This is a genomic window from Corallococcus sp. AB011P (genome assembly GCF_003611605.1).
Lineage (GTDB): Bacteria > Myxococcota > Myxococcia > Myxococcales > Myxococcaceae > Corallococcus > Corallococcus coralloides.
On record NZ_RAVX01000001.1, the window covers coordinates 93,289 to 118,330 of the forward strand.

The window sequence follows — 25,042 nt, forward strand, 5'->3', positions numbered from 1 at the left end:
GGTTTTTCCAGCCTGCCCGGCACCGACGTGAAGGGTGGGGGAACAGACCTGTAGCGTCGGGGGGAGCACGATGATGGGTTTGTCCTGGGGGCCGGGAATGGCTCCGGCATGGGAACTGCCCGCTGACAGCGAGACGCCCTGTATCTTCCTCGAGCCGCTGCACGGGGAGACGGGCGAAGCGCTCGACTTCCGTTGGACGTCCATGAACGTCCCGGCGGAGGGCTGGGTGCGCTCGCTGGAGCTGGGCCGTCACGTGTCCCTGTGGACGCGGGAGGGCGCCGCGCTGTTCGACATGGCGGCGCTCGTGCGCGTGCTGATGCGCGGTGTTCCTCATGTGGGGCTGCTGCCGGGGGACGCGGCGGGGCGGCGGTACGTGGTGGTGCGGCACGGAGAGGGATTGGCGTTGTGGCTGTTGCCTCGCGACGAGGGCCAGGCGGCGGACGCGCATCAGGCGGAGCGGGAGCGGGCGGCGCGGCAGGAGGTGGAGGCGGCGCTGGCCCGGGCGGAGCAGACGGTGAGCGCGCTGCGCGAGGCGGAGGAGCGCTACCGGCTGGCCACGCGCGCCACGCATGACGTGCTGTGGGACTGGCACTTCGCCACGGACCACGTGCGGTGGGACCCGGGCACGGGGAACGCGTTCGGCCACGCCACGTCCGTGCTGGAGCACAAGCTGGGCTGGTGGGGCGAGCGCGTGCACGACGACGACCGGGACCGGGTGGTGGACCGGCTGGTGGAGTTCGTCGCGTCCACGGGTGACGTCTGGAGCGAGGAGTACCGCTTCCAGCGCGCGGACGGCAGCTGGGCGCATGTCCTGGACCGGGGCGTGCTGGCGCGCGACGACGAGGGGCGCCCGGTGCGGATGATCGGCTCGATGATGGACGTCACTGAGCGCACCCGTCAGATGGAGACGATGGTGGAGGAGGCGCGCTTCCGCGAGCGCTTCATCGGCATCCTGGGGCATGACCTGCGCAATCCGCTGAACGCCATCGTGCTGTCCGCGCGGGCGCAGAAGCGCCGGGGGCCGCTGGAGTGCACGCCGGAGCAGCACCGCCAGCATGCGCAGCGGATTGAATCTTCCGCGACGCGCATGGGGAACATGATCGCGGACCTGCTGGATTTGACGCGCGCCCGGCTGGCCGGCGGCATCCCGCTGCGCAAGGGCCCCACGGACCTGGGGGCGGTGTGTCAGCAGGTGGTGGACGAATTGTCCGCGGCGTACCCGGACCGCGCGGTGGCCGTGGACGTGGACGGCAAGGCGGAAGGGGAGTGGGACGCGGAGCGGCTGGCGCAGGTGCTCTCCAATCTGGTGGGCAACGCGCTGGAGCACGGCAGTCCGGACGCGCCGGTGTTCCTGCGCTGCTGGACGAAGGGCGAGCACCAGGTGCTGGAGGTGCAGAACCCCGGCAGCCCCATCCCGGAGGAGCTGCGCGAGCGGCTGTTTGATCCATTCCGCCAGGGCGAGGGCGAGCATGAGCAGGGCGGCCGGCGCAACAGCGGGCTGGGGCTGGGACTGTTCATCGTGAAGGAGATCGTCCAGGCGCACGGGGGCACGGTGGAGGTGGCGTCGACGCAGAAGGAGGGCACGACGTTCACGGTCCGGCTGCCTCGGCCGCCGCGCCCGAAGGCGAAGGCGAAGGCCGGCCGGAGTCGGACGCGAACCGCCTGATCTTTTGGAAGGGGTGAGCGTTCGCCGCCATGCGCTGAGGGAGGGAGCGTCCGCCGCCGCACGCCGCGCGTGTTGTGCGAAGGACCGAAGGGGATGGGCCGGGAGGGCAGGGATGCTGCGCGCTTCATCGGAGTGCGTTTACCGGTTGATCAGGCCGCACGGCTCGTGAGGCCCTCACGCGGAGGCAGTCCCCATGCATCTCAATCCCCCTCGCAGCTCTTTGCTCCGTTCCTCCCCCTGGACGGCGCTCTGCCTGGCCGCGGCCCTGGTGGGCTGCGGTGCTTCCATCGGCGATGCCACGGAGGAGGTGGGCCAGTCCTCGGACGCGCTCGCCTCCACCAATGGCCTGACGGTGAATGGGCTGACGGTGAATGGGCTGACAGTGAATGGCCTGACGGTGAATGGGCTGACAGTGAATGGGCTGACAGTGAATGGCCTGGCCACGGACGCGTTCCGGACCTGGTTCCATCAGGCCCCTGCCTTGTCGGACATGGTGATGAGCTACGTGGTGAAGTGCTCGATGGCGGCGGGGACGACGCTGAGGTACCACGCCCCGGCCACGGGCAAGCCCTACGTCTGGGACGGGAGTCTGGGATTGGCGCCGGACTGGTCCGCGGGGCAGCCCATGTCGGTGGCGGAGCAGCAGGTGGTGAGCGCGTGTCTGGCGGCGCACGCGAACAAGTACGGAGTGCACGTGAACATCTCCGTGCTGGGGCGCGACGCGGTGGGCGGGGCGGTGCCGTACACCCAGGACGAGCTGAGCACCTACAGCGAGAAGGAGGCGTGCTTCTTCGGCAACCTCTTCACGGGTGAAGGCGTGTTCGCGGCGAATGACGGCGCGTACCTGGACTACGACGAGAGCACGGTGCGCACCTGCGGCCTGTCGTCCTGGAGTGACACGACGACGTGTGCGCCCATGCAGCACGTGGGGGCGTGCCGGTACTACTGCACGCTGGACGCCACGCGGACGTACTACACGCGCTGCACGTACAACGGGGTGAACTACCGGCCCATCACCACGCGCATGCTGCCCCAGGACATCTACCGCTGCGGCGACGGCGTGTGTCAGCTGACGGAGAAGTGCGGCGCCAGCACCACGCCGGACCGCTGCTCGGACTGCGGCCCCTGCAAGTAGTCAGCGGGAGGGGGCTTTCTCAAGTGGGGTGGGGCCGCGCGGCGTGGAGCCGGTAGCGCGTGACGAGGTCCCCCCACCAGCGGCCGATGGTCGCGACGGTGGCCGCTCCATCCTGGCCGTGGCGCACGGGGTGGTCCATGCGGATGGCGTCCCAGCCCCGGTGCTCGAGCACCACGCGGGTGCCGCCGAAGGTGGGCTCGAAGCGGACGTCGACCTCGGTGGTCTCTCCGGGGGCGAAGTTGCTCGCGCGCCATTGGAAGACGAGCCGCGCACCGGGCTCCCAGACGAGCACGCGGCCGATTTCGTAGACCTCCTCCTCGAAGGACTCCAGCAGGCGGCCGCCGGGGCCGGGCGGGTCGAAGCGCAGCACGCCGCGAGGGTTCTGGAGGCCGCGGTAGCGCGGGCCCTTGTTCCACCAGAGGTCGGTCTCCTCGGTGAAGACCTCGAAGGCGTCCAGCGGAGGCACGGCGACGAAGGTGGTGACGCGGGCGCGGTCGGCCGTCATGACTTGCGGCCCCCGGAGGGCTTCGTGCCGCGGGTGCGTTCGGCGTGGGCCTTGAAGGCGCCCAGCTGCTCGCCCCAGAACGACTCCACCTCGTCGAGCCAGCCGCGCAGGGCGGCGAAGGGCTCCGGGCGCAGCGAGTAGACGCGCACGCGGGCGTCGTCCGCGTCGATGCGCTCCTCCACGAGCCCCGTCTGGCGCAGCACGCGCAGGTGGCGGGACATGGCCGGGGGGCTCATGTCGAACGCGGCGGCCAGCTCTCCGGCGGGGTGGGGCCGGCGGCGCAGCCGGTCCACGACGCCCCGGCGCGTGGGGTCGGCGAGGGCGGCCAGGGTGCGGTCGAGCGCGGACGGGGTGGCCATGACGGAGGAACCTACTTCGGCCCGAAGACGCGCTGGGTGAACCACCAGCGATGGCCTTCCAGGTCCTGGGCGCCGTAGGTGCGGTTGGTGCCCCAGTCGTCGCCGTAGTTCTTGGTCTCGGGCTCCTGGATGATGTCGGCGCCGGCCGCGCGCGCTTGGGCGCAGTGGGCGTCCACGTCGTCCACGTAGACCGTGAGGGTCTGCGTGTTGACGCCCCCGTGCAGCCGGGGGCTCTGGTGGAGACCGTGGCGCCCGGAGGAGTTCACCATGATGACGCCGTCGCCGTAGGCCAGCTCCGCGTGCACGATGGTGTTGTCCGCGCCCTCCACCTTGAGGCGCGTCTGGAAGCCGAACGCGCGCTCCAGCCAGTCGATGGCGGCGGGAGCGTCCACGTAGAAGAGGCTGGAGGAGATGCGCGGCCAGTCCTCGGGGATGGGCTTCATGGCGGTGGCTCCGGGCGGACGAAGTTCGTTAACGTCAGGGTGAATGGTTAACCCTGGCGTTAACGTTCGTCAACCTGTGAGCCGCTAGAAGATGCCCGGGAGAGGCTGGTCGCGGCCGGGCATCCGGGGGGCCTGGGCGGGGTCGGTGGGCGGCGCCATGCGCGGCCCGAGGAGGGCCGGCAGGGAGGTGGTGAGCTTGCCCACGTACAGCAATCCCTGGAGGCTTTCGGTGGCGGAGGTCTTGCGCATCTGGATGTACGGGCTCAGGCCGGGGCGGGCCGCCACCGCCGGGGCGGGCGTGGCGCCCACGATGCCGCAGACCAGCTTGCTGTCGCGGTCCAGGTCGCAGCCCCAGCGCGTGCCCTGCGCGTAGCTCATGTCCAGCACGATGAGCGAACGGTTCTCCTTCATCAGGTGCGCCATGGGGGTGAAGGACGGGTCCCACTGCGTGCCCTTCTGCATCTGGGTGTGCGTGTTGCCCGCGAGCACCACCTGGACCTCGTCTGGCTTCGTGGCACGGCGTTTCGTCCAGACGCGAGCCTGGGCGGCGTCGCGCTCGCTGCCGTTCAACACGTCCGTGTCGTAGGCCACCACCGTCACGCGCAGGCCCGCCGCGCGCAGGGCCCGCATCCTGTCGATGAGGTCCATCACGGCGCGGCTGCTGCGGCCGTCCTGGTACGTGCGCGTCCAGAAGCGGCCTTCCAGCAGCGCGTCCTGGTCGGCGGGGGCGCCGGGGCTGGACAGGTACGCGTCCACCCGCGCCTGCTCCGTTTCGGGAAGTGACAGGCCCAGCACCACGGCGAGCCCTGTCTGCGCCGCCTGGCACACCACGTGGCCCACCACGTCCGGCGCTTCGTTGGAGCCCAGTTGCTCGCCGATGAGCAGCGTGAGGCCCGGGTGCAGCAGCTCCGGCAGGCCGCGCACGGACGTGGTGCACGGTCCTTCCGCGGGGAGCTCATCCTTCCAGCGCTCCAGGTAGAACTCCGGCGCCCGCACGGCGGTGGGGCGCTTCTCCTCCGCTGCGTTGCCGGCGAGGACTTCGACGGAGGGAGCGGACTCCAGCCGCAGCGTGAGGGCCTGCTCCAGGTCCAGGTCGCGGGTGCCGTGCTGGGCGCCGCGCAGCATGGACAGGCGCTTGGTCATCGCGTCGTCCTGGCCGAAGTCCACCTCCTTCACGAAGGGATTGGCCTCTTGCTCCCAGCGTTCCATGTACACCTTCCACCACACCTTCTTCCACTCGACGTCATTGCCCGCCGCCTGCTGTGTCATGCGGAAGATGCGCACGACGGACTGGCGCGGGGCCACGCTGACGCCGGTCACCAGGTAGCGCGTGTAGGTGGTGTTGCGCGAGCCGGCCCGGTCGGGTTCGGACCAGGTGGTGACGAGCTGGTTCGGATCCTCCGTTTCCTCGAACGTGTAGCCCTGCTCCTCCAGCAGCTGGCGCGTGGCGGCGAGCGCCTCCGCCAGCGGCTTCTGGAAGACGTGCTCGTACTTGGGCAGCTCCGCTTCGGGTGCACGCTTCGAGTGGGCACATCCGACAGACAGCAGAAGCACTGCGACGGTGAGCCAACGACAATGCATTCTGTCCCCCTGAGAGAAATGCAAAGCGCCTCTCAGTAGAGCCTGTTCCGCGACGGAAAGGCCAGAGGGGGGGCATCTGCACGTTCGTGGTCTGTCGTCAGCCCTTGTTCAGTGATTCCAACTCCAGGTTTCCGGAACCCAACGGGTGATGGATGCCCCTTCCAGGACGGGATCGAGGAAACGTTTCGCGGCTTCGGTCACTTTCTCCAGGGTGGGCCAGGGGAGCTGATTGTCCTGGGCCATGTCCGCGTAGGGCCTCTCCCAATCCTTGGAAGGGAGGGGAAGGGCGCCCGGCAGTGGATGGGTATTTCGGAAGTCGAAGGTCAGCTTGAGCGCTTGTCGCAGCCGCACTGCCTCCAGTGGCTTCCGTGCCTGCGCCAGCAGCGCGAGGTCGGGCAGGTCCTTCACGCGGGAGTTCGGCCGCAGTCTGGGCATCGTGTATGCGTGCAATTTCTCCGCGAGATGGGTTTCGACGGGGTAGAGCCGCAGGCGGGGCGGCGCGATGTTCGCGAAGCCGAGCACGTCCGGGGCCGTGACCTCATCCGGCGTTCCCAACATGGGCTCTCCGGAGGCGACGTCCACGTCGAAAGGGCGACTGTAGAGCTTCTGGGCGAGCCTGCACTCCGCGCGAAAGCGCAGCCCTTCGTAGCGAATGCCCTCGTTCTGGATCTTGGGATGCTCGTCATCCGGGCGGACCTCGAACGAAAAGAAGTCGCCAAGCTCGTGCCTTGCGGCGTCCTGCAACTGGAGCAGCAGTCCGCTGGGGTCGCCTTGGATGCGAAGGTCGATGTCCTTCGTGGCTCGCGCCCCTTCGATGCGGAGCTCCAGCACCAGTCCTCCCTTGAGGGTGACGCTGGAGCCCAGCTTCGCGTGGACGCGGGCGAGGAAGCGGCTGAAGACCAGTAGCTCGCGCTGACGTTCAAGTGGCAGGTTGCGCTTCTGGGCCTCCTGGCGAAGGCGCTGCTCCAGCGCCTGCTTGAAGGCCGCGGGCGATGCATAGGTGCGGCTCGTCACGCGTCGAGGCCTCCAAAGGGCTTCAGTGCCTCCTCCACGGTTGGGAGGGAGCCCCTGACCATGCCGCGATGCAGGGCTTGCAGCGCGGCCTGACGCATCAGGTCCGGAGTGAGCGCGCTCCGCGCGCAGTCATCCAATGTCCTGGAGGGAGTCGTGACCCGGACGGCCCCCACCCACTGGCGCTCGGAGTCGAGCAGGTCGGCGTAATGGAGCACAACGGGCTTTGGCACGCGCAGGCGGCGCGTCTTCCACGCCTTTGGGAGCGTCAGGTGGATCCGCGCGGGCAGGACATCGGAGAGGTCGTAGAGCGCGAGTGCGGTCTGATGGGAGAAGGTTCCCATCTGTTCGGACCAGAGCCACACCGCGACGAGGTCCTCGTGCTCGCCCGCTGGGAAGTGCACCAGCCGGTAGATGCCCCGCTGGATTCGCGAAGCCCGGCCGATGCGCACGTAGTGGGCGAGCAGCTGGGGCGAGTAGCCGGCCTGGGCCGCCTGCTGCGTCGTGAAGTGGCCCTCCTGGGACTCGGCCACGCGGTAGAGCTGGTCCCAGTCCGGCTTGATTGGGGGCTCGGCGCTCATGCACGAAAATATAGGACTATTTTAGTTTCGTGCAAGTTGGGTCGCGGTGATCCGCACAAAAATCTCATCGGATTTTAGTTTTGTGCGGCCAGAGTACGGGTGGAGGGGCCTGGAGGAGTGGGAAGCGCTCCGCAGGAAGGCCCAATCACGGCTACGGAAGCGAGCGGCTTGCATCAGCGCGACGGAGGAAGCTTCGTCATCCTCCGCCTTGCTGTGGAGCTGAGGGGGCTGCGCGATGGGCAGGTGCAATGAATTCTTGGGAGTGGTTGGGTGCAGTGCCTGCGGTTGCCTGGGCGAGGTCACCTTTCAGGCGGACATCGGTGTCCTGGAGCACAGGCGTTTTTCTGCCGGCGATATTGTCTGGGGGCTTGCACCCAGGATGCTGCGGTCGCCCGTGGGGCCTGACCCAATTGCAGTAGGGCGAGACGTCTGGGCTTACGGACCTGGCCGCTGCCCGAATTGCCTGGCCGAATTGTGGGCGGTTGTTGAGGTCCGGGGTGGCCGGTTCACCCGGCTCGCGCTGACACCCGAGCCGGAGAATCCGGACGCATGGGGGAGTCTGCCGCCTGATGCCCCTTGAATCGATGCAGGGGAGGCCGAACGTGGAGATTGAGGATGGGTGAGCCCGAGATTTTGAAGTCCCTGCTTCAACGGGCGATTGAGTCAGTGCGAGCGGACCCCGTGCACGACCTTTCGTTGGGCCTGCGGCGGAAGATCTGGAGGTCGCTGGGGCGTGAGCAGGGGCGTGGACCAGGGTATGCCCGGCGTGTGGCGCTGGCGCTCACGACTGCCCGGCATGTGCTTCCTCTCTGGGAGTTGAAGTCCACACAGGACCGCACGCCGCACACGGTGCTGGATTCGGCGGAAGCGATGAGGGTGGGGCGGCTCGACAAGATCGAAGCCCAGGCACTCTGGCAGCGGGCCTGGGACCACATGGTGGAGTTGTCGTCTTCGGATGAGGATTCGCAGGGAGCCGCAGCGGGATTCTCCGCGGTGCAGGCCCTGCTCACCTGCATCGACGACGAGACTTTCCAGCTGACTGAGGACGATGAGAACCTGCGCGACAACCAGGTCGATGCGGAAGACATGGATGCGTCCATGTTCGCAGCGGCTGCCTCCGCGGGCGGGCCCTCCTGGGACGCATCATCCGACCCCGAGCGCCGGCTTCAGTTCTGGGAGTGGTGGCTGTCCGAAGCTGTACCCCATGCGTATCGAGCCGTGGCGAGCAGACCCATCGAATTCGAAGTGTTGATGGTCAATCCACGGCCGGGTGGCGTACGCGCGGCCGGACGCCTCATCGAAGGCATCATCTGCGTCGGCGATGTCTTCTCGGTCGCGTTCAAGCGGACGCACGTGCGAACACCTGATGGGTATGCTCCGCCAATTCGCTCAGGCGATCGGCCAGTTTCGATTTGCATCGAGCAGATCCACGCTTATGGCTACAGCCTCCAGGCGCTTGATGCTGGGATGACCGCCGAGTTGGTCTTGTCTGGCGATGGTGCGGAGAGTCTCGCACAGGGAGACGTGCTCGGTGGAAATCTCTGTGGTTGATGAGTTGGATCTACCGGGGCTTCGCGAGGTTCGGTTGCCGTGAGTACGGAGACGTGTACATGTTCGGAGAAGCCTTTGTTCGCATTGCAGTAGAATCGCGGGATAGGGCTGGGGTCGAGAGCGCCCTGCGGGGATGCCTGGGATTGAAAGGTGATCTATCCGAGGCGAGCGTCCTTGGGTTTCATGTTTCCGTTGAGGACCTCTCCGCCGAGCTGGCTTACACGAGAGCGTTTCTTCGTACCCATCGCCTTGTTGATGAACTCAATGATGCATGGGGTTTGGACCTGGACGCCTTCGTGGTGGAGGTGCAGATTTTTGGCCAGCGCGAGTACTTCGGGAAGGAGATGGATGCTGTGCTGGGGGATCAGCTGGGTCGAGCACTGTCGGTTCGCCTCTCGTGCAGGACCTTGGTCTCACTACAGGGCGGAGAAGTGCTGCTTCGCGCCTACGATCGAGGCGTCATGATCCGGGATCTGCGGGAACGCTATGCCTCCTTCCTTGCGGGCAGTTCCTGGCTACCTGCCGGAGGGCTGTCGAAGTGATGTTCACGGCTTGTAGCCGGCTACGCATTGCGGAGAGGCGATTCTTGACTCATGTTGAAATCCGAAAGGACCGTGTCGACAGGGACATGAACATGAAATGGGAGATGGCTATCGAAAATGTCTTCCGCTTCGCCGACGGCCAAGTGGTTTTTGTGGGAAGGATCCAGAAGGGCCCCCGCTTCATCAGCCCCTGTGTTTGTGAACTCTGGCAGGGGACAGAAAGGGTAAAGCGCTTGCGACTTGAGGGGGAAATGTTGCCGGAAACGCATGCGCGGAAGGATCTCCGGTCGGTTTCCACTCGCGAGTCGGTTGACGTCGAAGCCGCTGCCTTCGCGGAGGGTGGCTGGCGCCTGATTCATGCAGGCGAAGTCCAGGAGTGATGGCGATGCTTCACGAGGCGTTTTATCTCATCAGGCCGAAGCCTACGGTCCTGGCTCAGGCCGCCGCATCGGGTCTCGGTGACGTCGAGTGGCTCGTAGAGCCACAGTTCTGGCGCAAGGGAGAGCCGAACCGCTCTTCGTGGAACCGGGAGGATCATCTCGTGCAGATGAAGCTCCTCTTCCTGGCCTGGCTCAGGTCCGAGTACGGCGGTCAGCCTGAATACGAGCAGTTGTTCGGGGCACTTCCGCTCAGCGTCGAGTCGTTCGACCAGGGATGGCTGGTGGAACGGTTCTATTTCCCCGAGCCCGTTTCGGAGATTGAGAAGGCTTTGAAGCCGGAGGTCGTCCAGGCCCTACGGGAAACCGGCGACCCGAACGTGGATGGATGGATTGCGGAGCTCCGGCAGCGGACGTGACGACTCCTCGTCAACGCGACGGCGGTGGACAGAGGGGGCGCGAACGGACCGTTTCTGAGGCCAAGGACAGGCCGGGGACCAATGTAGAGCCTGGTGGGCCGCCCAATGTGCGCGACGAGGCAGCCGCAACTGCGAAGCCGCCCAAGGGAACCCCTGAGGGCGACGTCTGGCGGTATCGCCGGTACGTTGATGGAGGAGGCCAGCTGCCGTATGAGTAGTGGTTCCAGCACAGCCGCGGTGGTCGAAGCGGTGGCCCCGGGCACCAAAAGATTCAGGAGCGTCTCAAGCAGCAAGGCCTAGACACCGAGGTGCCGTTCGGAAACCGAGCTGCAGATGCCGCTGGCCCCGGCGAGATTCACCAGATTGGTGGCCTGAACAAACGTGGGGACCCGATTCTGCGCGAGCGTGAAGTAGTCCAGGATATTCTTGAATCGCCTGACTACGCAATGAGACCATCTACTTCTGGGACAAGACGAATCCGGCTGCAGGCCCCGTCGTAAATCCGCACCTTCAGCCCAGCTGGGGTCCAGTAGGGAATCGGCAGCCATGAGTACTCAGTTTCGAATCGCAGCTGATGCGCGTGACGAGCAACGGCTCTGTGAGTTTCTGAGGGACCGCTGGCAGGCCATGTGCGCACCACGGTTTTCAACGACCCTTCAGCTAGAGGCGGTGCCGGTCGGGCAATGTTCGAGTCCCCAGCAGGTCGTGTTTCCGGCAGACCTGCTGGCTCTTGTTCAGGGTCGCGTTGCTCCCGTGGTCGGGCGGGATGGCGAGTTCCATGTCTATCCCAAGGCTGGTGCATGTTTGGAGTGGACCAGAGCACAGGCGCGGGACCGCGATGTGATTCCAGGGCGGTTCTATCTTGATGCGTCGCCCGGTGGGGGCGCGGAGGGAATGCGCCTGAAGAACATGATGAAGGAACTCCTGGCGTTTGTTGAAAAGGAGAGTCCCCTCGTTTCCAAGGACAAGGTCCCCATTTTCGTCGGCCGGAGCTTGGCTGAGCGCGTTTCAAGGGGAGACGCTCAAGTCCTGTATGGGGGCGGCTCTCCAGTTTCCTTTGAGTCGGCTGGAGAGTAAGCAGTCGGCAAGAGTCGCTTCCGTGTCAAGGACCAGGGGCATGGACCGCGTGAGGGCCGGCCAAGCGGATCGCCCCGGTGTTTCTGAGACAGACCTTCGCGATGCCTCAAACTTCTCGCCTGAGATGGGAACAGATGCGCCAAGTCTCGCCAGGGCGATGAACAAGTACGAGCCTGACTCCGGTACCCAGTGGGTGGCAAAACCTGTGTATCCTGACGAGCTTGAACAGCAGAGCTACCCGTACATTGCGTTCATGCGAGGCTCCTATGGCCCCGCCCATGCAGTGATTGTCGACAAGACGACCCCCAAGCAGGTTCGGATTCGGGACCCGTGGGGGCCGCAGGCTGAGGCGTCTCCTGAGTCGCCAGGTCCCGGTATTGGCTACGAGGCCAAGATGGACAGGTCGGAGTACATCTGGGTTACGAGACCGGCCCACTTCTGGACCGTTACTCGGACGTCCAGAGGCGCAGGAGGCAGCTCGGAAGGAGGGAGTCAGTGAACTTGGCGCAGGCGGTTGAACTCCTGCGGAGCAGGGGTATCGAGGTCCGCTACATGGGGGGGGCTGACTCAATGATTATGTGCCGCTACAGGCACCCCGCGACCGGGAACTACGTAGCGTTCGCGCTATGCAAGAGAAGGGAGACGTGGACGTTCTCCCACATGGGGCCCGGCCAGATGATGACCGAGCGCCCCGTGGCCGACATGGAGGAGTTGGTCCGGCTGGCTCTTGAGTACGTCTCTATCGCTCGAGCGGAAGATTGATTCCCACTTGCAGCGGGCGGCTGTAGGTGGCGCCTTGCGATTCCGAGCGTGGCTGTCCCGAAATGGTGGGGTCGTCCTGCTGCTTGACGGCCCTCTGAGCAACTGTGGTGAGCAGGGGGGCCGGTAGTCTACTTCCGAGACAGCCTCGCTCAGGCGACTGCGGACTCCACCCGCTCCCGGGCGGCAGCAATCCGCGCGTTGATGCCCAGGCGCTCCATCTTTGCGGCCCAGGCCATGACCGCGAGGATGATTTCCGCCGCAGGCCCATCCAGGCTGAACCCATCGCTGATGGACATCAGCTGGCACCCGGCACCGCGTAGCTCCTCGATGACCTCGAAGGTGTCCCGGATGCCCGAGCGGGTGAGCCGGTCCAGCTTGAAGACGTACAGCCGGCGGACATGGCCACCCCGGGCATCGGCCCGGAGGCGCTCCAGTTCGGGCCGGGCGAGCGTCTTGCCGCTGCGCTTCTCGCTGTATCAGTGGGTGACGGTGTCGCCCCGGGCGGAGGCTGCGCGCTCGACGGCGGCCCGCTGGGTGGCGGTGTCCTGGGCTCGGCTGGAGACGCGAAGGTAGGCGGCGGTCGTCATGGCGGGCTCCTTGGGCGGTTGGTGGCGGGTGGGCTCGATAGGCACTGGGGGCGTGAGCGGGCGGGTGCGGCCATTGCCTCAGGAGTCGAACGTCTGGAGCTTCCGGGTGAGTCCGATGGCTTGGCGGGCGTGGGCCAGCAGGGAGTCGGACACCTCCTTGGCGAGAGGGCGGACCGGCTTGGACAGGACGTTGCGGCCGATAGCGAGTAGGAAGGGCCGGCCCTCAATCAGTCCGGCCTCGAAGTCGGGGAGGGCCAGGAGCCGCTCGCGCATCGCCCAGGCGCGGCCGAGGGCGTTGTGGTGGTCGGGCGCCTCCACCACCCCGAGCACCTTGAGGAGGGCCGCCCCCTGCGTCGCCTCCGCCACCGCTTGCTGCTGGGGGAGGCGCAGCAGGTTGAAGCGCTCGAAGAGTGCGATGGCCAGCGAGCGGTACCAGCCCACCAAGTCCTCCCGGCCGCAGTCGAGGAAGTCTGCGAGTTCCTCCGCCAGGGTGACGAGGTCCACGGGGGTGAGCATCGAGGTGGAGTCGAGGTCGCAGTAGTCGCGTGGGATGGACATGGCGAGGGCTCCAGGCGGATGTGGGTGTGGGGTTGATGCTTGCTGTGCGTTGGTGGCGGGGGACTCCTCTGGGGAGGCGCGGCTCGGATGGCGGACGGGGCTCGCGCGCCCCCCGCGGGGTCAGGCTCCGAGGAGACGCGGGAGTACCTGGCCGGCGGGCGCGTCGAGGATGGTGTCGAAGTCGGCGGAGTTCTCCGCCTCCCCGACGTTCACGAGGACAGTGTGGGCGCCGTACGCCCGGGCCAGCTTCACGAGAAGGGCGGCCGGGAGCACCTGCCCTGAAGTGCCCGCCGCCAGGAAGTAGAAGGGGTATCCCTCAGCCGCCTGGATGAACCGGACGGCGCGCTCCAGGGACTCGCTCTCCACGGGTTCGCCGAACCAGGTGACGCCTGGGCGCAGGTTGGCCCCGCAGTCGGTGCAGGTCGGCACCTCGCCGTAGCTGGCCTCGTCATGGAACCCCGCGCTCCCCGGGCACTCCTCGTTCGAGCACCGCGTGACCATCAAGGCTCCATGGAGTTGCTCGACTCAACACGACTGGTTCGGATGCATGATGCGCCTGCCTTGGTTCCGATTGGAGGCTTGGGCCGGATACCAAATCAAGGTGTCATTGGTAGGATCACAGTCTTTGCTGGGGATGGCGTCGTGCTACTTCCTGGTCGGGGGTGGTGATGGGGAGTTCGTTGGCTGTTCGTGCGAGTGGAAAGATGGGTCTTGGGGATGTCATTGTTGGTGCATCGAGAGCTATTGCCGAATTGATTGATGCGCCACCTCCTGAGGTGGTGGTGCTCGATGGCTTCGGAAATCAAGACGAGTACGCGAGCTTGCGCGAGCTTGGTCGCGGCATGGCTGTCTGGCGGTTTGCCACGGTTGCTCCGCAAAGCCTGGTGTTTTGTACGGTGGTCGAAGCGCCTGATGGAGAGCTCGAAGCAATGCTCGAAGTGGGAGGCGAGCTTGAGCCGATGGGGTACGTCTTGGCCGCAGCGTTGGCGATTTCGCTGGCGAGAGTTTCTGGGGCTGGAATTGTCGATGAGACCAAAGCTTGGTCTGGTGCTTATGAGAACACTGTTCAAGGGCTTTTACAGCAGGTTGGGGTGCGAGGAGATGGGTGGGGGTGCCAAGAAGCAGCCGGTCGATTCGTGGAACGTCTTCGCCATCTGAGATGAGGGGGGAGGGTGATTCGCGTTGGCCCCGACGCGCTTGCCGACGAAGCCACTCTTGCAAATACTATCGCGCATGAATTGAGTCATGGGCGCGACTGTCTGTGTGGCGGTATTCATAAGCCTCATGGAAATATGTCGTCTGTTGGTGATGGAAGTCCCTGTGGTGCTGGGAATGCCCTTGAGGCATTCATTCGAGGTGAAAGATGAGCACCGGTCATGGTCAGGCTTGGCGGGGGGTGCCGGAAGAGTGCCTGCGGGAGTGGTATGCTGTCTTCGCAGGATCAAGAGAGGGCTTGAACTTGTCCTCGCCATGCCCGGTCTGTGGCGCACGAACACTTCATCGGTATTATCAGCATGGAAAGAAGGTTGAGGTCGTGACTGATGGAGAGTTGTACGTGTCGCGCGGAGCGAGTTGGGAGTGGTGCAGTGCCTGCCGTTCCTACGAACATGCAACAGCACTTGTTCCGGCGTGGTGGTCAGGTGAGCTGGATGTAGATCTGTCAAAGCTCACGGCTGAGCCCGAAGCGTTGGAGGCAGCGCTTCGTCAAGCGTGAGAGGGTGTTGTTGAACCTCAGCGCGGTGAGCACCGTGAGGAGATGGAGAAGCACGACCCATCGGACCTCACGGACGCGCAGTAGCGGCTGCGGAACCTGTCAACGTGAATGAGACAGTGGATGCGTAAGATTACTGAGCAGCCTGATGTGAGTTGGCAAGCCGAGCGGGGTTGTTGCTCCAGACGGCGTTCGGAAGGGCGAGGGGCTTCGGCGGTCCGTGGGAGAAGCGCTCTGGGTGCGCGGCGAAGGCGGCCTCGAGGACGGTGGCGCGGGCCGCGAGGCGCGCGGCGGCCAGGCCGTGGTGGACGTCGTGAGGGGTGAGCAGCCCCAGCCCCGAGTGGTGGTGCTCCTCGTTGTACCAGCGGAAGAGGTCGCCGCAGTAACCGCGGGCGTCCTCAAGGCAGCCGAAGCGCAGGGGGAAGTCAGGCCGGTACTTCAGCGTCTTGAAGTGGGCCTCGCTGAAGGGGTTGTCGTTGGAGACATGGGGCCGGGAGTGCGTCTTCGTCACGCCGAGGTCCGCCATCAGCAGGGCCACGGGCTTGGAGGTCATGGAGGCCCCCTGTGTCAGGGAAGTTGTCGCCTCGGCTGAATGGCCGGGATGACCACGCATTGGGGGCGAGGGCAGGCAGGATGCAGTGCCGTACACGGATGCATTCAAGTCTCAGATGGTGAAGCGGATGGTGGGTCCCGGTGCGGTGAGTGCCGCGGCGCTGGCCCGCCAGGTGGGTGTCTCACAGCCGACGTTGTCGAGAGTGGTTGCGGGAGGCGAATAAGTTGGTGGCGATGACGCCCCCGCCCGAGGAGAAGAAGCCTGCCGGTCCGAAGAAGTGGACGCCCGAGGAGAAGCTGCGCGTGCTGGCGGAGGCGCACGGACTGGAGGGCGAGACGCTGGGAGCACTTCTGCGCCGGGAAGGGCTGCACGAAGCGCAGTTGGCGGAGTGGCGGGCCGCAGCCGCTGGAGCACTTTCCCAAGGCGCGCAGACGGCCCCCTCCGGAGTGCTGACGGCCAGCCAGCGTCGGCGGCTGGCCTCCTTGGGAAAAGCGGGTGAAGGAGCTGGAGCGGGAGCTGCGCCGCAAGGAGAAGGCGCTGGCGGAGGCGGCGGCGCTGCTGGTGCTCGAAAAAACTTCAGGCGATGGGCTGGGACGAGAAGGACGTAGACGACGAGGACGACGCAGCGGACGAGAGGCGCGAGAAATGACGCTCGCCCACGTGGCGGAGGCCCTCCAGCAAGGCGTGCGGCTGGAGGCCGTTTGCGAGCGGCTCGGGGTGGCGCCGCGCACGATTCAACGCTGGAGGAAGCCCCAGACGGCGCAGGACGGGCGGGGAGGTCCGCGCACCCGGCCCGCCAACCGCCTGTCCGAGGCGGAGAAGCGCCGCATGCTGGCGGTGGCCAACAGCGAGGAGTTCCGCGACGTCTCGCCCAAGCAACTGGTGCCGAGACTGGCGGACAAGGGCGAGTACGTGGCCAGCGAGGCGAGCTTCTACCGGGTGCTGCGCGAAGCGGGCCAGTTGGCCCACCGGGGCCCCGCGAAGCCGCCCACGCCGCGCCCCAGGGCCGAGCACACCGCCAGCGCACCCTGCCAGGTGTGGAGCTGGGACATCACCTACCTGAAGGGCCCGGTGAAGGGCACTTTCCTCTACCTGTACCTCGTGGTGGATGTTTTCAGCCGCCGCATCATGGGCTGGCGCGTCCACGAGGAGGAGTCCTCCACGCATGCCGCGGCCCTCATCCGCGAAACCTGGCAGGCCGCAGGCTGCCCCCAGGGCCTGGTGCTGCACTCGGACAACGGCGGCCCCATGAAGGGCGCCACGATGCTCGCGACGCTGCAATGGCTGGGCGTGGCGCCTTCCTTCAGCCGGCCCCGCGTCTCGGACGACAACGCCTTTTCCGAGGCCCTCTTTCGTACACTGAAGTACCGCCCCTCCTTCCCTCAGCGCCCCTTCGCGTCTGTCGGGGAGGCTCATGCATGGGTGGCGCGTTTCGTGGCCTGGTACAACACCGAGCACCGGCACTCCGCCATCCGCTTCGTCACGCCCGACGACAGACACTTCGGCCGCGATGCAGCCCTGCTCGCCCAGCGCCACCAGGTGTACCAGCGCGCCCGCGCACGTCACCCCGAGCGCTGGAGCCGCGACACCCGCGACTGGACGCCCGCGGGCCCCGTGCGCCTCAACCCCTCACCGGAAGTGCAGGAGCTGAAGCACATCGGCTGAACCCTCTCACGCGACAACTACCTTGACGCTCACCGCCGGACGGCTCACGGACTTCGCGCTGCTGCATCGCATCGCATCGCGGACAAGAACAAATTCCCGAGGAAGAAGGACGACTGGTAGCAGCGCTCCAGCCCGCGTCACCGAGGGTCGGGGAGACAGGAGTTGAACCCGTGGACACGGGGACCGACCTTTTTTGGGACGGCGACAAGGTGGGTCGCTCTTGAGGAGCGAAACGATCTCTTTCCCTCAAGGTCCCCCATGTCCGGTACGCGAGTCCCTGAAGGCTCTGGTGTCAATTCATCCGTCGCCCTCCGCAAGGCGGAACAGGCCCGTCAGGCGGAGGAGGCCCGCCAGAAAGAACAGGCGCGGCAGGTCAAGCAGGTGAAGTCGCCCAGCGAGGACCGGTTCCGCTCCTCCTTCCAGGCCGGCGCCCCGCCCGCGAAGGGCCCCGAGCTGACCCCAGGCTCGCCTCCCGCCGGCACGCTGCCCACCAAGGACACCCAGGATGGCAAGGCGAACCGCTTGGCCAAGGCCGACGAAGAGAAGGCGCCCGCGACGTCGCTCTTCACCGAGAACATCCAGGACCGCAAGGTCAACTGCCTCGACCAAGCGGCGGACTTCCTGAACAAGAGCTCGCCCGCGATCCAGGCCCGCTCGGAAATGGTGTTCCTGAAGGACTCGCGCGGCGGCGTGGAGGGACAGGCGGGCCACGTCGTCGTGCGCCAGGGCGGCCGCGTGCTCGACCCGAGCAACGGCAAGAGCTACGAGGACATGAAGTCCCTCTTCAAGGAGCAGCCGCAGTACTCCGAGGCGGGCTCCATCCCGGGCACCACTGCCGCGAAGGTGCTCAACACCGAGCCGGGCTCACCCGAGCGGGCCCAGGCCCTGGCCGACGCGAAGATATCCCCCGCGCTCCAGAAGATGATGGTCGCGGACAGCGCGGCGGTGGACGGCGGCGGAGGCTCCGTCCCCAACCCCGTCACGACCGAACCGCACGAGACGACCGTTCCCGGCCAGGCGGGACCGGTGTCCGTCGAGTTCAGCGACACTCTCGAAAAGGATGTGAAGAAGGAGAACGGCAACGTCACCGTCACCATCACCGCCGAGACGACCGTGTCCGCGTCCGGCACGGTCGAGTACTCCAAGGCCAAGGTGGGGGGGGTCGACCCGTCCGTCACTGTCGGCGCCAAGGCCGGCAAGTCCATGGAGTACGAAGTGACGATGCGGGAGGCAGACTACGAGAAGCTGAAGCGCGGCGAAATCGCGCCTCCGCATCCGCTCAATCCGGAAACGATTCCGGACGGCACCTCCCTCAAGATGGAGCAGAGCACGTTCGCCGGCTACTCGCTCGAAAAGGGCCTCTCCTATGGCGCCGCGGAGCTGGGCCTCTCCAGCGAGGTGACGAAGGGAAAGGGCATGTCCATCGAGGTGAGTCGCAATGGCGACAAGCTGACCATGACGTCGGGTCCCTCCGAGTTCATCAAGAACAACGGCAAGGTGAGCCTCGGTGTCGGTCCGGTGTCAGTGAGCGCGGGCCGCGCCGACACGCTGAAGGACTACAAGCTGCGCACCGCCGAGTTCGACCTGTCCAACAAGGACGGGAAGAAGGCGTTCGAGTCCTTCGCCAAGGACGGACGCATCCCCGAAAAGGAGGGCCCCGGCGTCTCCAACACGCTTCGCATCGACAAGGTCTCCTTCGAGTCGGCTTCCCAGCTCGGCCTCGACATTGGACCCTTCAGCATTGGAAGCGAGGGCGCGAAGAACTCGGTCGAATACCTCATCATCCACAATCCGGATGGGACGAAGTCGATGACCGCGGACTTCGAATACGGCGGCGGCAAGCCGAAGGTGACCGTCGAGCGGAAGTACGACAAGAACAACAACGCCATCGAGAGCGAGGACAAGTACCAATTGAAGTTCGATACCAACCAACCCCAGGCCCGGGAGGAGTTGGTGCGTTCCTTCACGGGCGACCGTGACAAGGCGCGGTACGCACGCGACCACAAGGCGCCCATCACCCTCAACCTCACCGCCGCCGACGTGAAGGAAATCCAGCGGCGTGTGGCGGCCAAGTCCAAGGCAGTGAGCGAGCCTCACAACAACGCCATCGACCACATGTTCAACGAAGATGGCAGCCCGAGGGACCCGATGGAGGCGATCCTCCACATGGCCTCCAATCCGGATTCGAACTTCGAATTGGCTTACGACTGGAACTGGATCAGGACGGACGGCAGCGGAAAGCACCTCCCCGGGACGATAGCGATCGGCTGAGCCAGACAGGTGCGACGTAGGCTCGGGGCCCCTCCCGCCGGGAGCCCCGGGCCTCTTCGTTTCGTTCCGCCCCCGCTGGCCTCTTCGTCCCCTCGACCCGATGCAACGTGCTGACGCCGGCATTGGGGCGGATTCAACGGGTCGTCGCAACGCTGCCTTGTTGGAGTGAGCATAGATGAGCGGTAACCGTTCATCAGCTGGTGCCAGCATGAAAGGACTGTCGGCCGCCGGACGGGTCGTGATTGGCTTGTCGTCCTGGATCCTATGGCAGGGGCTGCGTCACGCGCGGGCGCCACGGCACTTGCTTGTGTCGAGAAGCTTCGCCTGGGTGAACTCTTTCCACTGTTCAAGGGTTTTTACATCAGGTTGGGGTGCGAGGAGATGGGTGTGGGTGCCAAGAAGCAGCCGGTCGATTCGTGGAACGCCTGAATATGGATCTCGGAGTCCGGCAACGGAAGTGAAGACCCTGCGTCAGCGCGATGGCGGGTACTTCTGGAGCTTCCGCTGGAGCGACCTTCTGTGGATGCCCAGCTTTCGCGCGGCTTCGGAGATGTTGCCGGCGCTGTCCGCGAGCACTCGGTGGATGTGTTCCCACTCCGCTCGGGCCAGGGACGGTGCCTGGAGCGTCTCCGGGGCGGCGACGTTCGGGGCTTCTTCCGCCCTCGCGAACGCCGCCAGGATGTCGTCCGCGTCCGCCGGCTTCGGCAGATAGTTCACCGCTCCCAGCCGGATGGCATCCACCGTCGTGGAGATGCTTCCGTAACCCGTCAGCACGATGACTCGCGTGGACGCGTCCACCGCCAGCAGGTCTCTCACCAACTCAAGACCGCTTTGCCCCGGCATGCGCAGGTCCACCACCGCGTACTCCGGTGATTCGCGCCTTGCCGCGACCATCGCCTCGTCGTGGTTGCCTGCTGTCGTCACGTCCCAGCCGCGCTCGCGGAAGGCTCGTGCCAATCGCTCACGCAGGGTGCTGTCGTCGTCCACCAGCAGCAGGCTGGGGCGTTGATCCACTGGGGCCGTGCTCATGCCGCTGCCTCCTTCGCGTCCGCGCCCGGCAGGCTCAGGCTCGCCGTCGTGCCTTCTCCTGCCTTCGAGCGCAGCTCCAGCGACCCGCCCAGCTGCTCCGCCAGCGAGCGCGCCAGGAACAGTCCCAGGCCCATGCCTTCTCCCGGCGCTTTCGTGGTGAAGAACGGCTCGCCCGCGCGTGTCAGCACCGTCTCCGGCATGCCCTGGCCTTCGTCGCGCACCTCCAGCCTCGCTCCCGTGCCCTCCGGCAGTACTCGCAGCTCCACGCCTCGACCCTTGGGCGTTGCTTGAAGCGCGTTCTTCACCAGGCCCCTCAGCACCCGCGCCAATGCCCTTGGCGGTCCGTGGACCGGGTGCGCCTTCAACGCTTCCGGCACGTCCACCTTCACGCGCTCCCGGCCGGACAGTTCTGACAGCGTCTCCTCCACCAGCCGCTCCAGGGGAATCGCCTGGAAGGGCTCGCCCGTCGTCTGGCCCGCGTCCGCGGACATCTGCACCAGTACGTCCCGGCAGCGGTCCACCTGCTGACGGATCAGCCTCAGGTCCTCTCTCACGGACTCGGACGTCTGTGACGCCGCGAGTGCTCGCTCCAGCTCCTTCGCCACCACCGCGATGGTGGACAGCGGCGTGGACAATTCATGTGCCGCTCCCGCCGCCAGCGTCGCCAGCGAGGCCACCTTCTCCTGCCTCGCGTGCCTTGCCCGCGTCTGCTCCAATTCCTGCTCACGCAGCGCCAGCGCTCGCGTCACTCGCTGGATGAAATACACGATGAAGCCCGCCGCCACCGCGAATGCCACCCACATGCCGCTCAGGTGCAGTCGCATCAGCTCCGCGTGGTCTGGCCTCTCCAGCCCCGGCAGCGTCACGTCCTGCAACACGAACAGCGACCCGAACGCCAACAGCGTGAAGCCCAGCATCGCCCACGTGCGGCGCGGCGGCAGCAGCACCGTGCCCAGCGCCACGTTCACCAGGTACAGCGCCGTGAAGGGATTGTGCGTCCCGCCGCTCAACGCCAAGAGCCCCGTCAGCACCAGCGTGTCCCAGAGCATCAGCCCGAAGATGGCCGCTTCCGCCACCGGCCTCGCCCTCGCGAGCCCCGCGCGCACCGCCGCGTTCGTCACCGCCTCCACGCCCAAGAGCGCCACCAGCGCGGGCACCGGCAGCGCCAGCTTCAGCCCCCACACCGCCACCGCCACCAGCACCGCCTGCCCCACCAGCACGCCCCAGCGCAGCCTCAAGAGCCACACCAGGTTGATGCGGGCCCGGAGCGAGGGTTCGGAGGAGGGCGGCGGAGAGGACGTCATGGCGCGACGGAGGACATCGCCACGGAGCGGGCCACCGTGTCCAGCGCCGAGGCTGCCGCCCCGGGTGACTCCAGGTCCACCGTGGCCAGCCACGTGTCCCAGGCGAGCGCGAAGGTTCGCTCGGCCGCCGGCTCGTCCTCGGACAGCGTCAGCCCGTCCAACACCACGTCCACCGTGGCCAGGTTGGACGTCACCAGCTGGAAGGGCTGGGGCTCACCGCCGCCCGAGGGCACCCGCGTCCCCTCCAGCCACAGCGTGTGCCCCACCATGTCCACCCCGCTGTCCGCTCCCGGCAGCCCCTCCGCGTCCGCGTCGGCGGGCTCGAAGGTGAGCCTCGCCCGGCAGTAGCGCCCCGGCGGCGGACGCACCGTGCCCAGCTTCAGCACGCTCCCGTCCGGCCGCTCCAGGCCACTGACGTGCGGCGTGCCCAGCCTCAACGGCGAACCCACCGAGTGCGCGTGCGCGGTGCCAATGGGAGACAGCGCCTTCAGGAGCCGCCACCCCAGCGCCTCCTCGCACGGCTTCAACTCCACGCTGCCCAACGTCACGTAGCCGCGCGTCAGCGTGAGCACCTGGCCATCCGCTCGCGTGAAGGAACGCTCGCCGCCCGCCGCCTGCACGCCCTGCGCGGTGGCCCGGTGCTCCAGGCCCAGCGTGACGGTCATTCCGTCCACGCGCTCGCCGCACGCGCTCAGGGCCAACAGCGCCAATCCCAGACACGAGGAGCGGATCATCACAGGTCGTACGCGAGCGAGAGCACCGCGATGGGCGTGGACGACACCCGGCGCAGTTGGTTGACGACAGGAATGCGCACCCCGGCCTGCACCACCACGTCCATGCCCGGGCTGAAGAGGACGTCCGGTGACGCGTACGCGATGAAGCCTCCGCCGGCCTCTTCCGGCGTGCCGTTCGTGTCCGGCGCCTTCTCCGCCCGGGTGTCCACGCCCAGCCGCACCGCCCACCGGGGGGATGGCTGGTATTGCGCCGCCACCTGCGTGCGCACCGATGCTCCCAACCGGAAGTCGTCGCGCCCTCGCGAGGGCAGGAAGCCCAGGGCGCTCGCGAGGAACGACCAGTTGCCCCGGAAGCCCTGCCACGCCAGCCCCGCCATCGGATCCACGGAGCCGCTTCCGGGCTGCGCGTCGATGCCCAGCGTCGTGCCGTCCCTCGCGTGGAGCCTGGGGCCCGTGGGCAGCTTCACCCCGCCCACCACGCTGATGAGATGGTCCGGCGAGAACTCCTTGTCCTTCCACACGAACGCCTTCGCGGTCACGTCGATGTCGCCCAGCCCCCAGCCGCGCTCCAGTCCCAGGCTCACGTCCTGGACCTCGCGGGCCTGGAGCGGCAGGTTCACCGCCAACACCAGCCAGGGCCTGGGTGCGTACGCCACCGCCACGTCCATGCGCAGCTCGCGCAGCCGCTGCGCGTCCACGCCCGTCACCCCTTCCGTGTGGCCCCACGCGCGCAGCATCGTGGACAGCCGCAGGCGCCCTTCGAAGGGCTGCTCGCCTCCCATCGACGTGAGGGTGGGGTCCCCACACGCACAGCTCGCGCAGGCCCAGGCCGGGGCGGTGGGCACGAGGAGGAGCGCGGCGCTCAGGAGGGCCAGGGTGGGGGTTCTCAAGGCGTGGGCACCCTAGCGTCCCCCCGTCCCAGCACACTGTGGCGAGTTGTCGCAGCCCGCCGGTGCGTCACCCCGGGGACGGACCGGTTGTCCACCCGTCAGGGGAGCGGGCAGGGGAGCGGGGGATGGCTGTCCGCCCGCCCATCCGTGCCTATCTGGAGAATGACACCGACCCGTCCGCGTTGAGGGAGGACACGCCGGAGGCATGGAGGTCATTCATGGGGCTGCTCGCACCGCTGGGACGGCTGCTGTTCTCGGTCATCTTCATCACCAGCGGGCTCAATCACTTCATCCAGCTCCAGGCCCTCACGGCCTACGCCCAGGCGTCCGGCGTGCCCGACCCGAAGACGGCGGTGCTGGTGTCCGGCGGTGTGCTGGTGGTGGGGGGCCTGTGCGTCCTGCTGGGCACCTTCGCCCGCCTGGGCGCGGCCATGCTCGCGGTGTTCCTGGTGGCGTCCGCCTTCATGGTCCATCACTTCTGGAAGATGGATGACCCGGTCCAGGCGCAGAACAACCTCATCCACTTCATGAAGAACCTCTCCATGGCGGGTGGCGCCCTGCTCATCGTCTACTTCGGGCCCGGCCCCTTCAGCCTGTCGCGCAAGAAGCGCGAGAACGCCCTGGGCGGCATGAAGCTGGGCGCGCCCCTGCGCTGAAGGCGGGCGCGCCGTCCTGCTCGTGGATCAGGTCGTCCCGACGTGGGCGGCCTGCTGCGTGCGCAGGGTGAAGAAGGCGACCTCCGGCGTGCTGCCCCGGCGCAGGTACGGCCCGCCGAAGCCGAAGCCCAGCCCCTGGTTCACGTACAGGTGGTTGCCGTTCACCCGGTAGTGGCCGCGGATGTACGGCTGGCCCGCGCGGCGGAAGAGGGCCTCCGTGAGGCCCCGGACGATGAACTGCCCGCCGTGGGTGTGCCCGGAGAACTGCACCAGCCCCGCGTGCGCGGGCAGCTTGTCCGCGGTGGGCGGCGTGTGGGCCAGCACCAGCCGCGTGCCGGACGAGGGCGCGCCCCGGAAGGTGGCCTCCACGTCCTCCATGCCGGTGAGCCCGTCGTCGATGCCCAGCACCGTCACCGGCGCGCCCTTCACGTGCACCACGCGGTGCTCGTTCTGGAGCACCGTGTAGCCCAGCGCCTCGAAGGACATGCGCAGGTAGGGCGCGTCCACCCAGTGGTCATGGTTGCCCATCACCACGAAGACGGGGCCGTTGAGCCCCTGGAGCAGCTGGCGCACGCGCGGCAGCGGCTTGGGGCTGTGCGTGACGTAGTCGCCCGTGAGGAACACCAGGTCCGGCGCGGCTTCGTTCACCGCGGCCACCGCGCGGCGGATGCGCACGTCGCTGGTCGCCTGGCCCACGTGCACGTCCGACAGCTGCGCGATGCGCAGGCCGTCGTGCTCCGGGTGGATGCTGTCCAACTGGAGCAGGTGCTCGGTGAGGACGAAGTGGTCGCGCCAGCGCAGGCGCCGGTCCGGCCGGAAGGGGTCGGGGCCTCGCGCCTGGAGCTCGTTGCGGCCGTGGGGCTCCACTGCCTCGGAGAGGGCGAGGGAGGAGGTGGCACCAGCGGCGTGACGGCGGCGGGCGAGTCTCAAGCGCATGCGTTCGGATTCCTCCGGCGGGGCGAGGGCGATTGTAGAGAGCAGTCCGGTGGGCCGTGAAGCCCGGGGGCCCGGCCCGCCTGCCCCCTTGCGCGAAGGCAGGGGGCGGAAGCAGAACCGGGCCTCCCTCCAGAACATT

The 25,042-nt window shown here is 67.0% G+C and carries 23 protein-coding genes and 4 pseudogenes; 12 read left to right on the top strand and 15 right to left on the bottom strand.

The genetic code is table 11. From position 1 onward, the window contains the following. Nucleotides 1-97 precede the first annotated feature (97 nt). Both D7X30_RS00415 and D7X30_RS00420 read left to right on the top strand, forming a co-directional pair. Nucleotides 98-1,666 carry an ATP-binding protein gene (locus D7X30_RS00415; RefSeq protein ID WP_158619171.1) on the top strand — a complete coding sequence of 523 codons (1,569 nt, stop codon included), beginning with the start codon at nt 98-100 and terminating at the stop codon, nt 1,664-1,666. A gap of 193 nt (nt 1,667-1,859) precedes the next feature. Beyond that, on the top strand, nt 1,860-2,801 hold the full coding sequence (locus D7X30_RS00420; RefSeq protein WP_120560849.1) for a hypothetical protein: 942 nt from the start codon (nt 1,860-1,862) through the stop codon (nt 2,799-2,801). Between the two features lie 19 nt (nt 2,802-2,820). On the opposite strand, the gene D7X30_RS00425 is transcribed toward D7X30_RS00420, so the two are convergent. The 6 genes from D7X30_RS00425 to D7X30_RS00450 form a co-directional block, all read right to left on the bottom strand. Further along, complete coding sequence (locus D7X30_RS00425; RefSeq protein ID WP_120560850.1) at nt 2,821-3,306, bottom strand: SRPBCC domain-containing protein; 486 nt, start codon at nt 3,304-3,306, stop codon at nt 2,821-2,823. Beyond that, on the bottom strand, nt 3,303-3,665 hold the full coding sequence (locus D7X30_RS00430; protein WP_120560851.1) for a helix-turn-helix transcriptional regulator: 363 nt from the start codon (nt 3,663-3,665) through the stop codon (nt 3,303-3,305). The genes D7X30_RS00425 and D7X30_RS00430 overlap by 4 nt, the downstream gene beginning before the upstream one ends. 11 nt (nt 3,666-3,676) lie before the next feature. Beyond that, complete coding sequence (locus tag D7X30_RS00435) at nt 3,677-4,108, bottom strand: VOC family protein (RefSeq protein WP_120560852.1); 432 nt, start codon at nt 4,106-4,108, stop codon at nt 3,677-3,679. A gap of 84 nt (nt 4,109-4,192) precedes the next feature. Continuing rightward, the gene (locus D7X30_RS00440) at nt 4,193-5,689 is read right to left on the bottom strand and encodes a hypothetical protein (protein WP_120560853.1); all 1,497 of its coding nucleotides are present in this window, start codon (nt 5,687-5,689) and stop codon (nt 4,193-4,195) included. 108 nt (nt 5,690-5,797) lie between these two features. Next, on the bottom strand, nt 5,798-6,703 hold the full coding sequence (locus D7X30_RS00445) for a nucleotidyl transferase AbiEii/AbiGii toxin family protein (RefSeq protein ID WP_120560854.1): 906 nt from the start codon (nt 6,701-6,703) through the stop codon (nt 5,798-5,800). Further along, entirely contained in the window at nt 6,700-7,281 is a 582-nt protein-coding gene (locus D7X30_RS00450) for a type IV toxin-antitoxin system AbiEi family antitoxin domain-containing protein (protein ID WP_120560855.1), read from the bottom strand. The genes D7X30_RS00445 and D7X30_RS00450 overlap by 4 nt, the downstream gene beginning before the upstream one ends. Nucleotides 7,282-7,896: 615 nt before the next feature. On the opposite strand from D7X30_RS00450, the gene D7X30_RS00455 reads away from it, so the two are divergent. The 6 genes from D7X30_RS00455 (at nt 7,897) to D7X30_RS00475 (ending at nt 12,009) form a co-directional block, all read left to right on the top strand. Beyond that, nucleotides 7,897-8,832 carry an Imm5 family immunity protein gene (locus tag D7X30_RS00455; protein ID WP_120560856.1) on the top strand — a complete coding sequence of 312 codons (936 nt, stop codon included), beginning with the start codon at nt 7,897-7,899 and terminating at the stop codon, nt 8,830-8,832. 59 nt (nt 8,833-8,891) lie between these two features. Further along, the gene (locus D7X30_RS00460; RefSeq protein ID WP_147443055.1) at nt 8,892-9,374 is read left to right on the top strand and encodes a hypothetical protein; all 483 of its coding nucleotides are present in this window, start codon (nt 8,892-8,894) and stop codon (nt 9,372-9,374) included. Nucleotides 9,375-9,460: 86 nt separating this feature from the next. After that, a complete protein-coding gene (locus D7X30_RS00465) occupies nt 9,461-9,754 on the top strand; it encodes a hypothetical protein (protein WP_121714281.1) in 294 nt (97 codons plus the stop codon). After that, nucleotides 9,754-10,170: a hypothetical protein gene (locus tag D7X30_RS00470; protein WP_120560859.1), complete on the top strand. Its 417-nt coding sequence runs from the start codon at nt 9,754-9,756 to the stop codon at nt 10,168-10,170. The genes D7X30_RS00465 and D7X30_RS00470 overlap by 1 nt, the downstream gene beginning before the upstream one ends. 546 nt (nt 10,171-10,716) lie before the next feature. Further along, on the top strand, nt 10,717-11,247 hold the full coding sequence (locus tag D7X30_RS41525) for a hypothetical protein (RefSeq protein ID WP_147443056.1): 531 nt from the start codon (nt 10,717-10,719) through the stop codon (nt 11,245-11,247). Between the two features lie 495 nt (nt 11,248-11,742). Beyond that, nucleotides 11,743-12,009 (top strand): hypothetical protein, encoded by a 267-nt coding sequence (locus tag D7X30_RS00475; protein WP_120560860.1) that lies wholly within the window; start codon nt 11,743-11,745, stop codon nt 12,007-12,009. A 149-nt stretch (nt 12,010-12,158) separates the two neighbouring features. Here D7X30_RS00475 and D7X30_RS00480 read toward each other — a convergent pair. The 3 genes and pseudogenes from D7X30_RS00480 to D7X30_RS00490 form a co-directional block, all read right to left on the bottom strand. Beyond that, nucleotides 12,159-12,473: pseudogene (locus D7X30_RS00480) on the bottom strand (recombinase family protein); the annotation flags it as partial. Nucleotides 12,474-12,674: 201 nt separating this feature from the next. Further along, nucleotides 12,675-13,154, bottom strand: coding sequence for a hypothetical protein (locus D7X30_RS00485; protein ID WP_120560862.1), 480 nt, complete (start codon nt 13,152-13,154; stop codon nt 12,675-12,677). Between the two features lie 120 nt (nt 13,155-13,274). Next, nucleotides 13,275-13,667, bottom strand: a pseudogene (locus D7X30_RS00490) (NAD-dependent deacetylase); the annotation flags it as partial. Nucleotides 13,668-13,858: 191 nt separating this feature from the next. Between D7X30_RS00490 and D7X30_RS41530 the strand changes: the two are divergent. After that, nucleotides 13,859-14,317, top strand: coding sequence for a hypothetical protein (locus tag D7X30_RS41530; protein WP_147443057.1), 459 nt, complete (start codon nt 13,859-13,861; stop codon nt 14,315-14,317). 681 nt (nt 14,318-14,998) lie between these two features. Here the strand turns inward: D7X30_RS41530 and D7X30_RS00495 are convergent. Then, nucleotides 14,999-15,451: pseudogene (locus D7X30_RS00495) on the bottom strand (integrase core domain-containing protein); the annotation flags it as partial. A gap of 52 nt (nt 15,452-15,503) precedes the next feature. Here D7X30_RS00495 and D7X30_RS00500 point away from each other — a divergent pair. Beyond that, nucleotides 15,504-17,083: pseudogene (locus D7X30_RS00500) on the top strand (IS3 family transposase). Nucleotides 17,084-17,341: 258 nt separating this feature from the next. After that, on the top strand, nt 17,342-19,354 hold the full coding sequence (locus tag D7X30_RS00505) for a hypothetical protein (RefSeq protein WP_120560864.1): 2,013 nt from the start codon (nt 17,342-17,344) through the stop codon (nt 19,352-19,354). Nucleotides 19,355-19,825: 471 nt separating this feature from the next. Here D7X30_RS00505 and D7X30_RS00510 read toward each other — a convergent pair whose 3' ends face one another. Genes D7X30_RS00510 through D7X30_RS00525 form a run of 4 tightly spaced genes read right to left on the bottom strand, consistent with a single transcriptional unit; the run spans nt 19,826 to nt 23,311 of the window. After that, the gene (locus D7X30_RS00510) at nt 19,826-20,383 is read right to left on the bottom strand and encodes a response regulator transcription factor (RefSeq protein WP_120560865.1); all 558 of its coding nucleotides are present in this window, start codon (nt 20,381-20,383) and stop codon (nt 19,826-19,828) included. Continuing rightward, nucleotides 20,380-21,687 carry an ATP-binding protein gene (locus D7X30_RS00515; RefSeq protein WP_120560866.1) on the bottom strand — a complete coding sequence of 436 codons (1,308 nt, stop codon included), beginning with the start codon at nt 21,685-21,687 and terminating at the stop codon, nt 20,380-20,382. Before D7X30_RS00515 ends, D7X30_RS00510 begins: the two co-directional genes overlap by 4 nt. Then, nucleotides 21,684-22,421: a hypothetical protein gene (locus D7X30_RS00520; RefSeq protein ID WP_120560867.1), complete on the bottom strand. Its 738-nt coding sequence runs from the start codon at nt 22,419-22,421 to the stop codon at nt 21,684-21,686. Before D7X30_RS00520 ends, D7X30_RS00515 begins: the two co-directional genes overlap by 4 nt. Further along, nucleotides 22,421-23,311, bottom strand: a complete 891-nt coding sequence (locus D7X30_RS00525) for a transporter (protein WP_120560868.1) — start codon at nt 23,309-23,311, stop codon at nt 22,421-22,423. Before D7X30_RS00525 ends, D7X30_RS00520 begins: the two co-directional genes overlap by 1 nt. A gap of 125 nt (nt 23,312-23,436) precedes the next feature. Between D7X30_RS00525 and D7X30_RS00530 the strand changes: the two genes are divergently transcribed. Further along, a complete protein-coding gene (locus D7X30_RS00530; protein ID WP_233591293.1) occupies nt 23,437-23,967 on the top strand; it encodes a DoxX family protein in 531 nt (176 codons plus the stop codon). 27 nt (nt 23,968-23,994) lie between these two features. On the opposite strand, the gene D7X30_RS00535 is transcribed toward D7X30_RS00530, so the two are convergent. After that, nucleotides 23,995-24,903, bottom strand: a complete 909-nt coding sequence (locus D7X30_RS00535; protein ID WP_120560870.1) for a metallophosphoesterase — start codon at nt 24,901-24,903, stop codon at nt 23,995-23,997. Nucleotides 24,904-25,042: the final 139 nt, after the last annotated feature.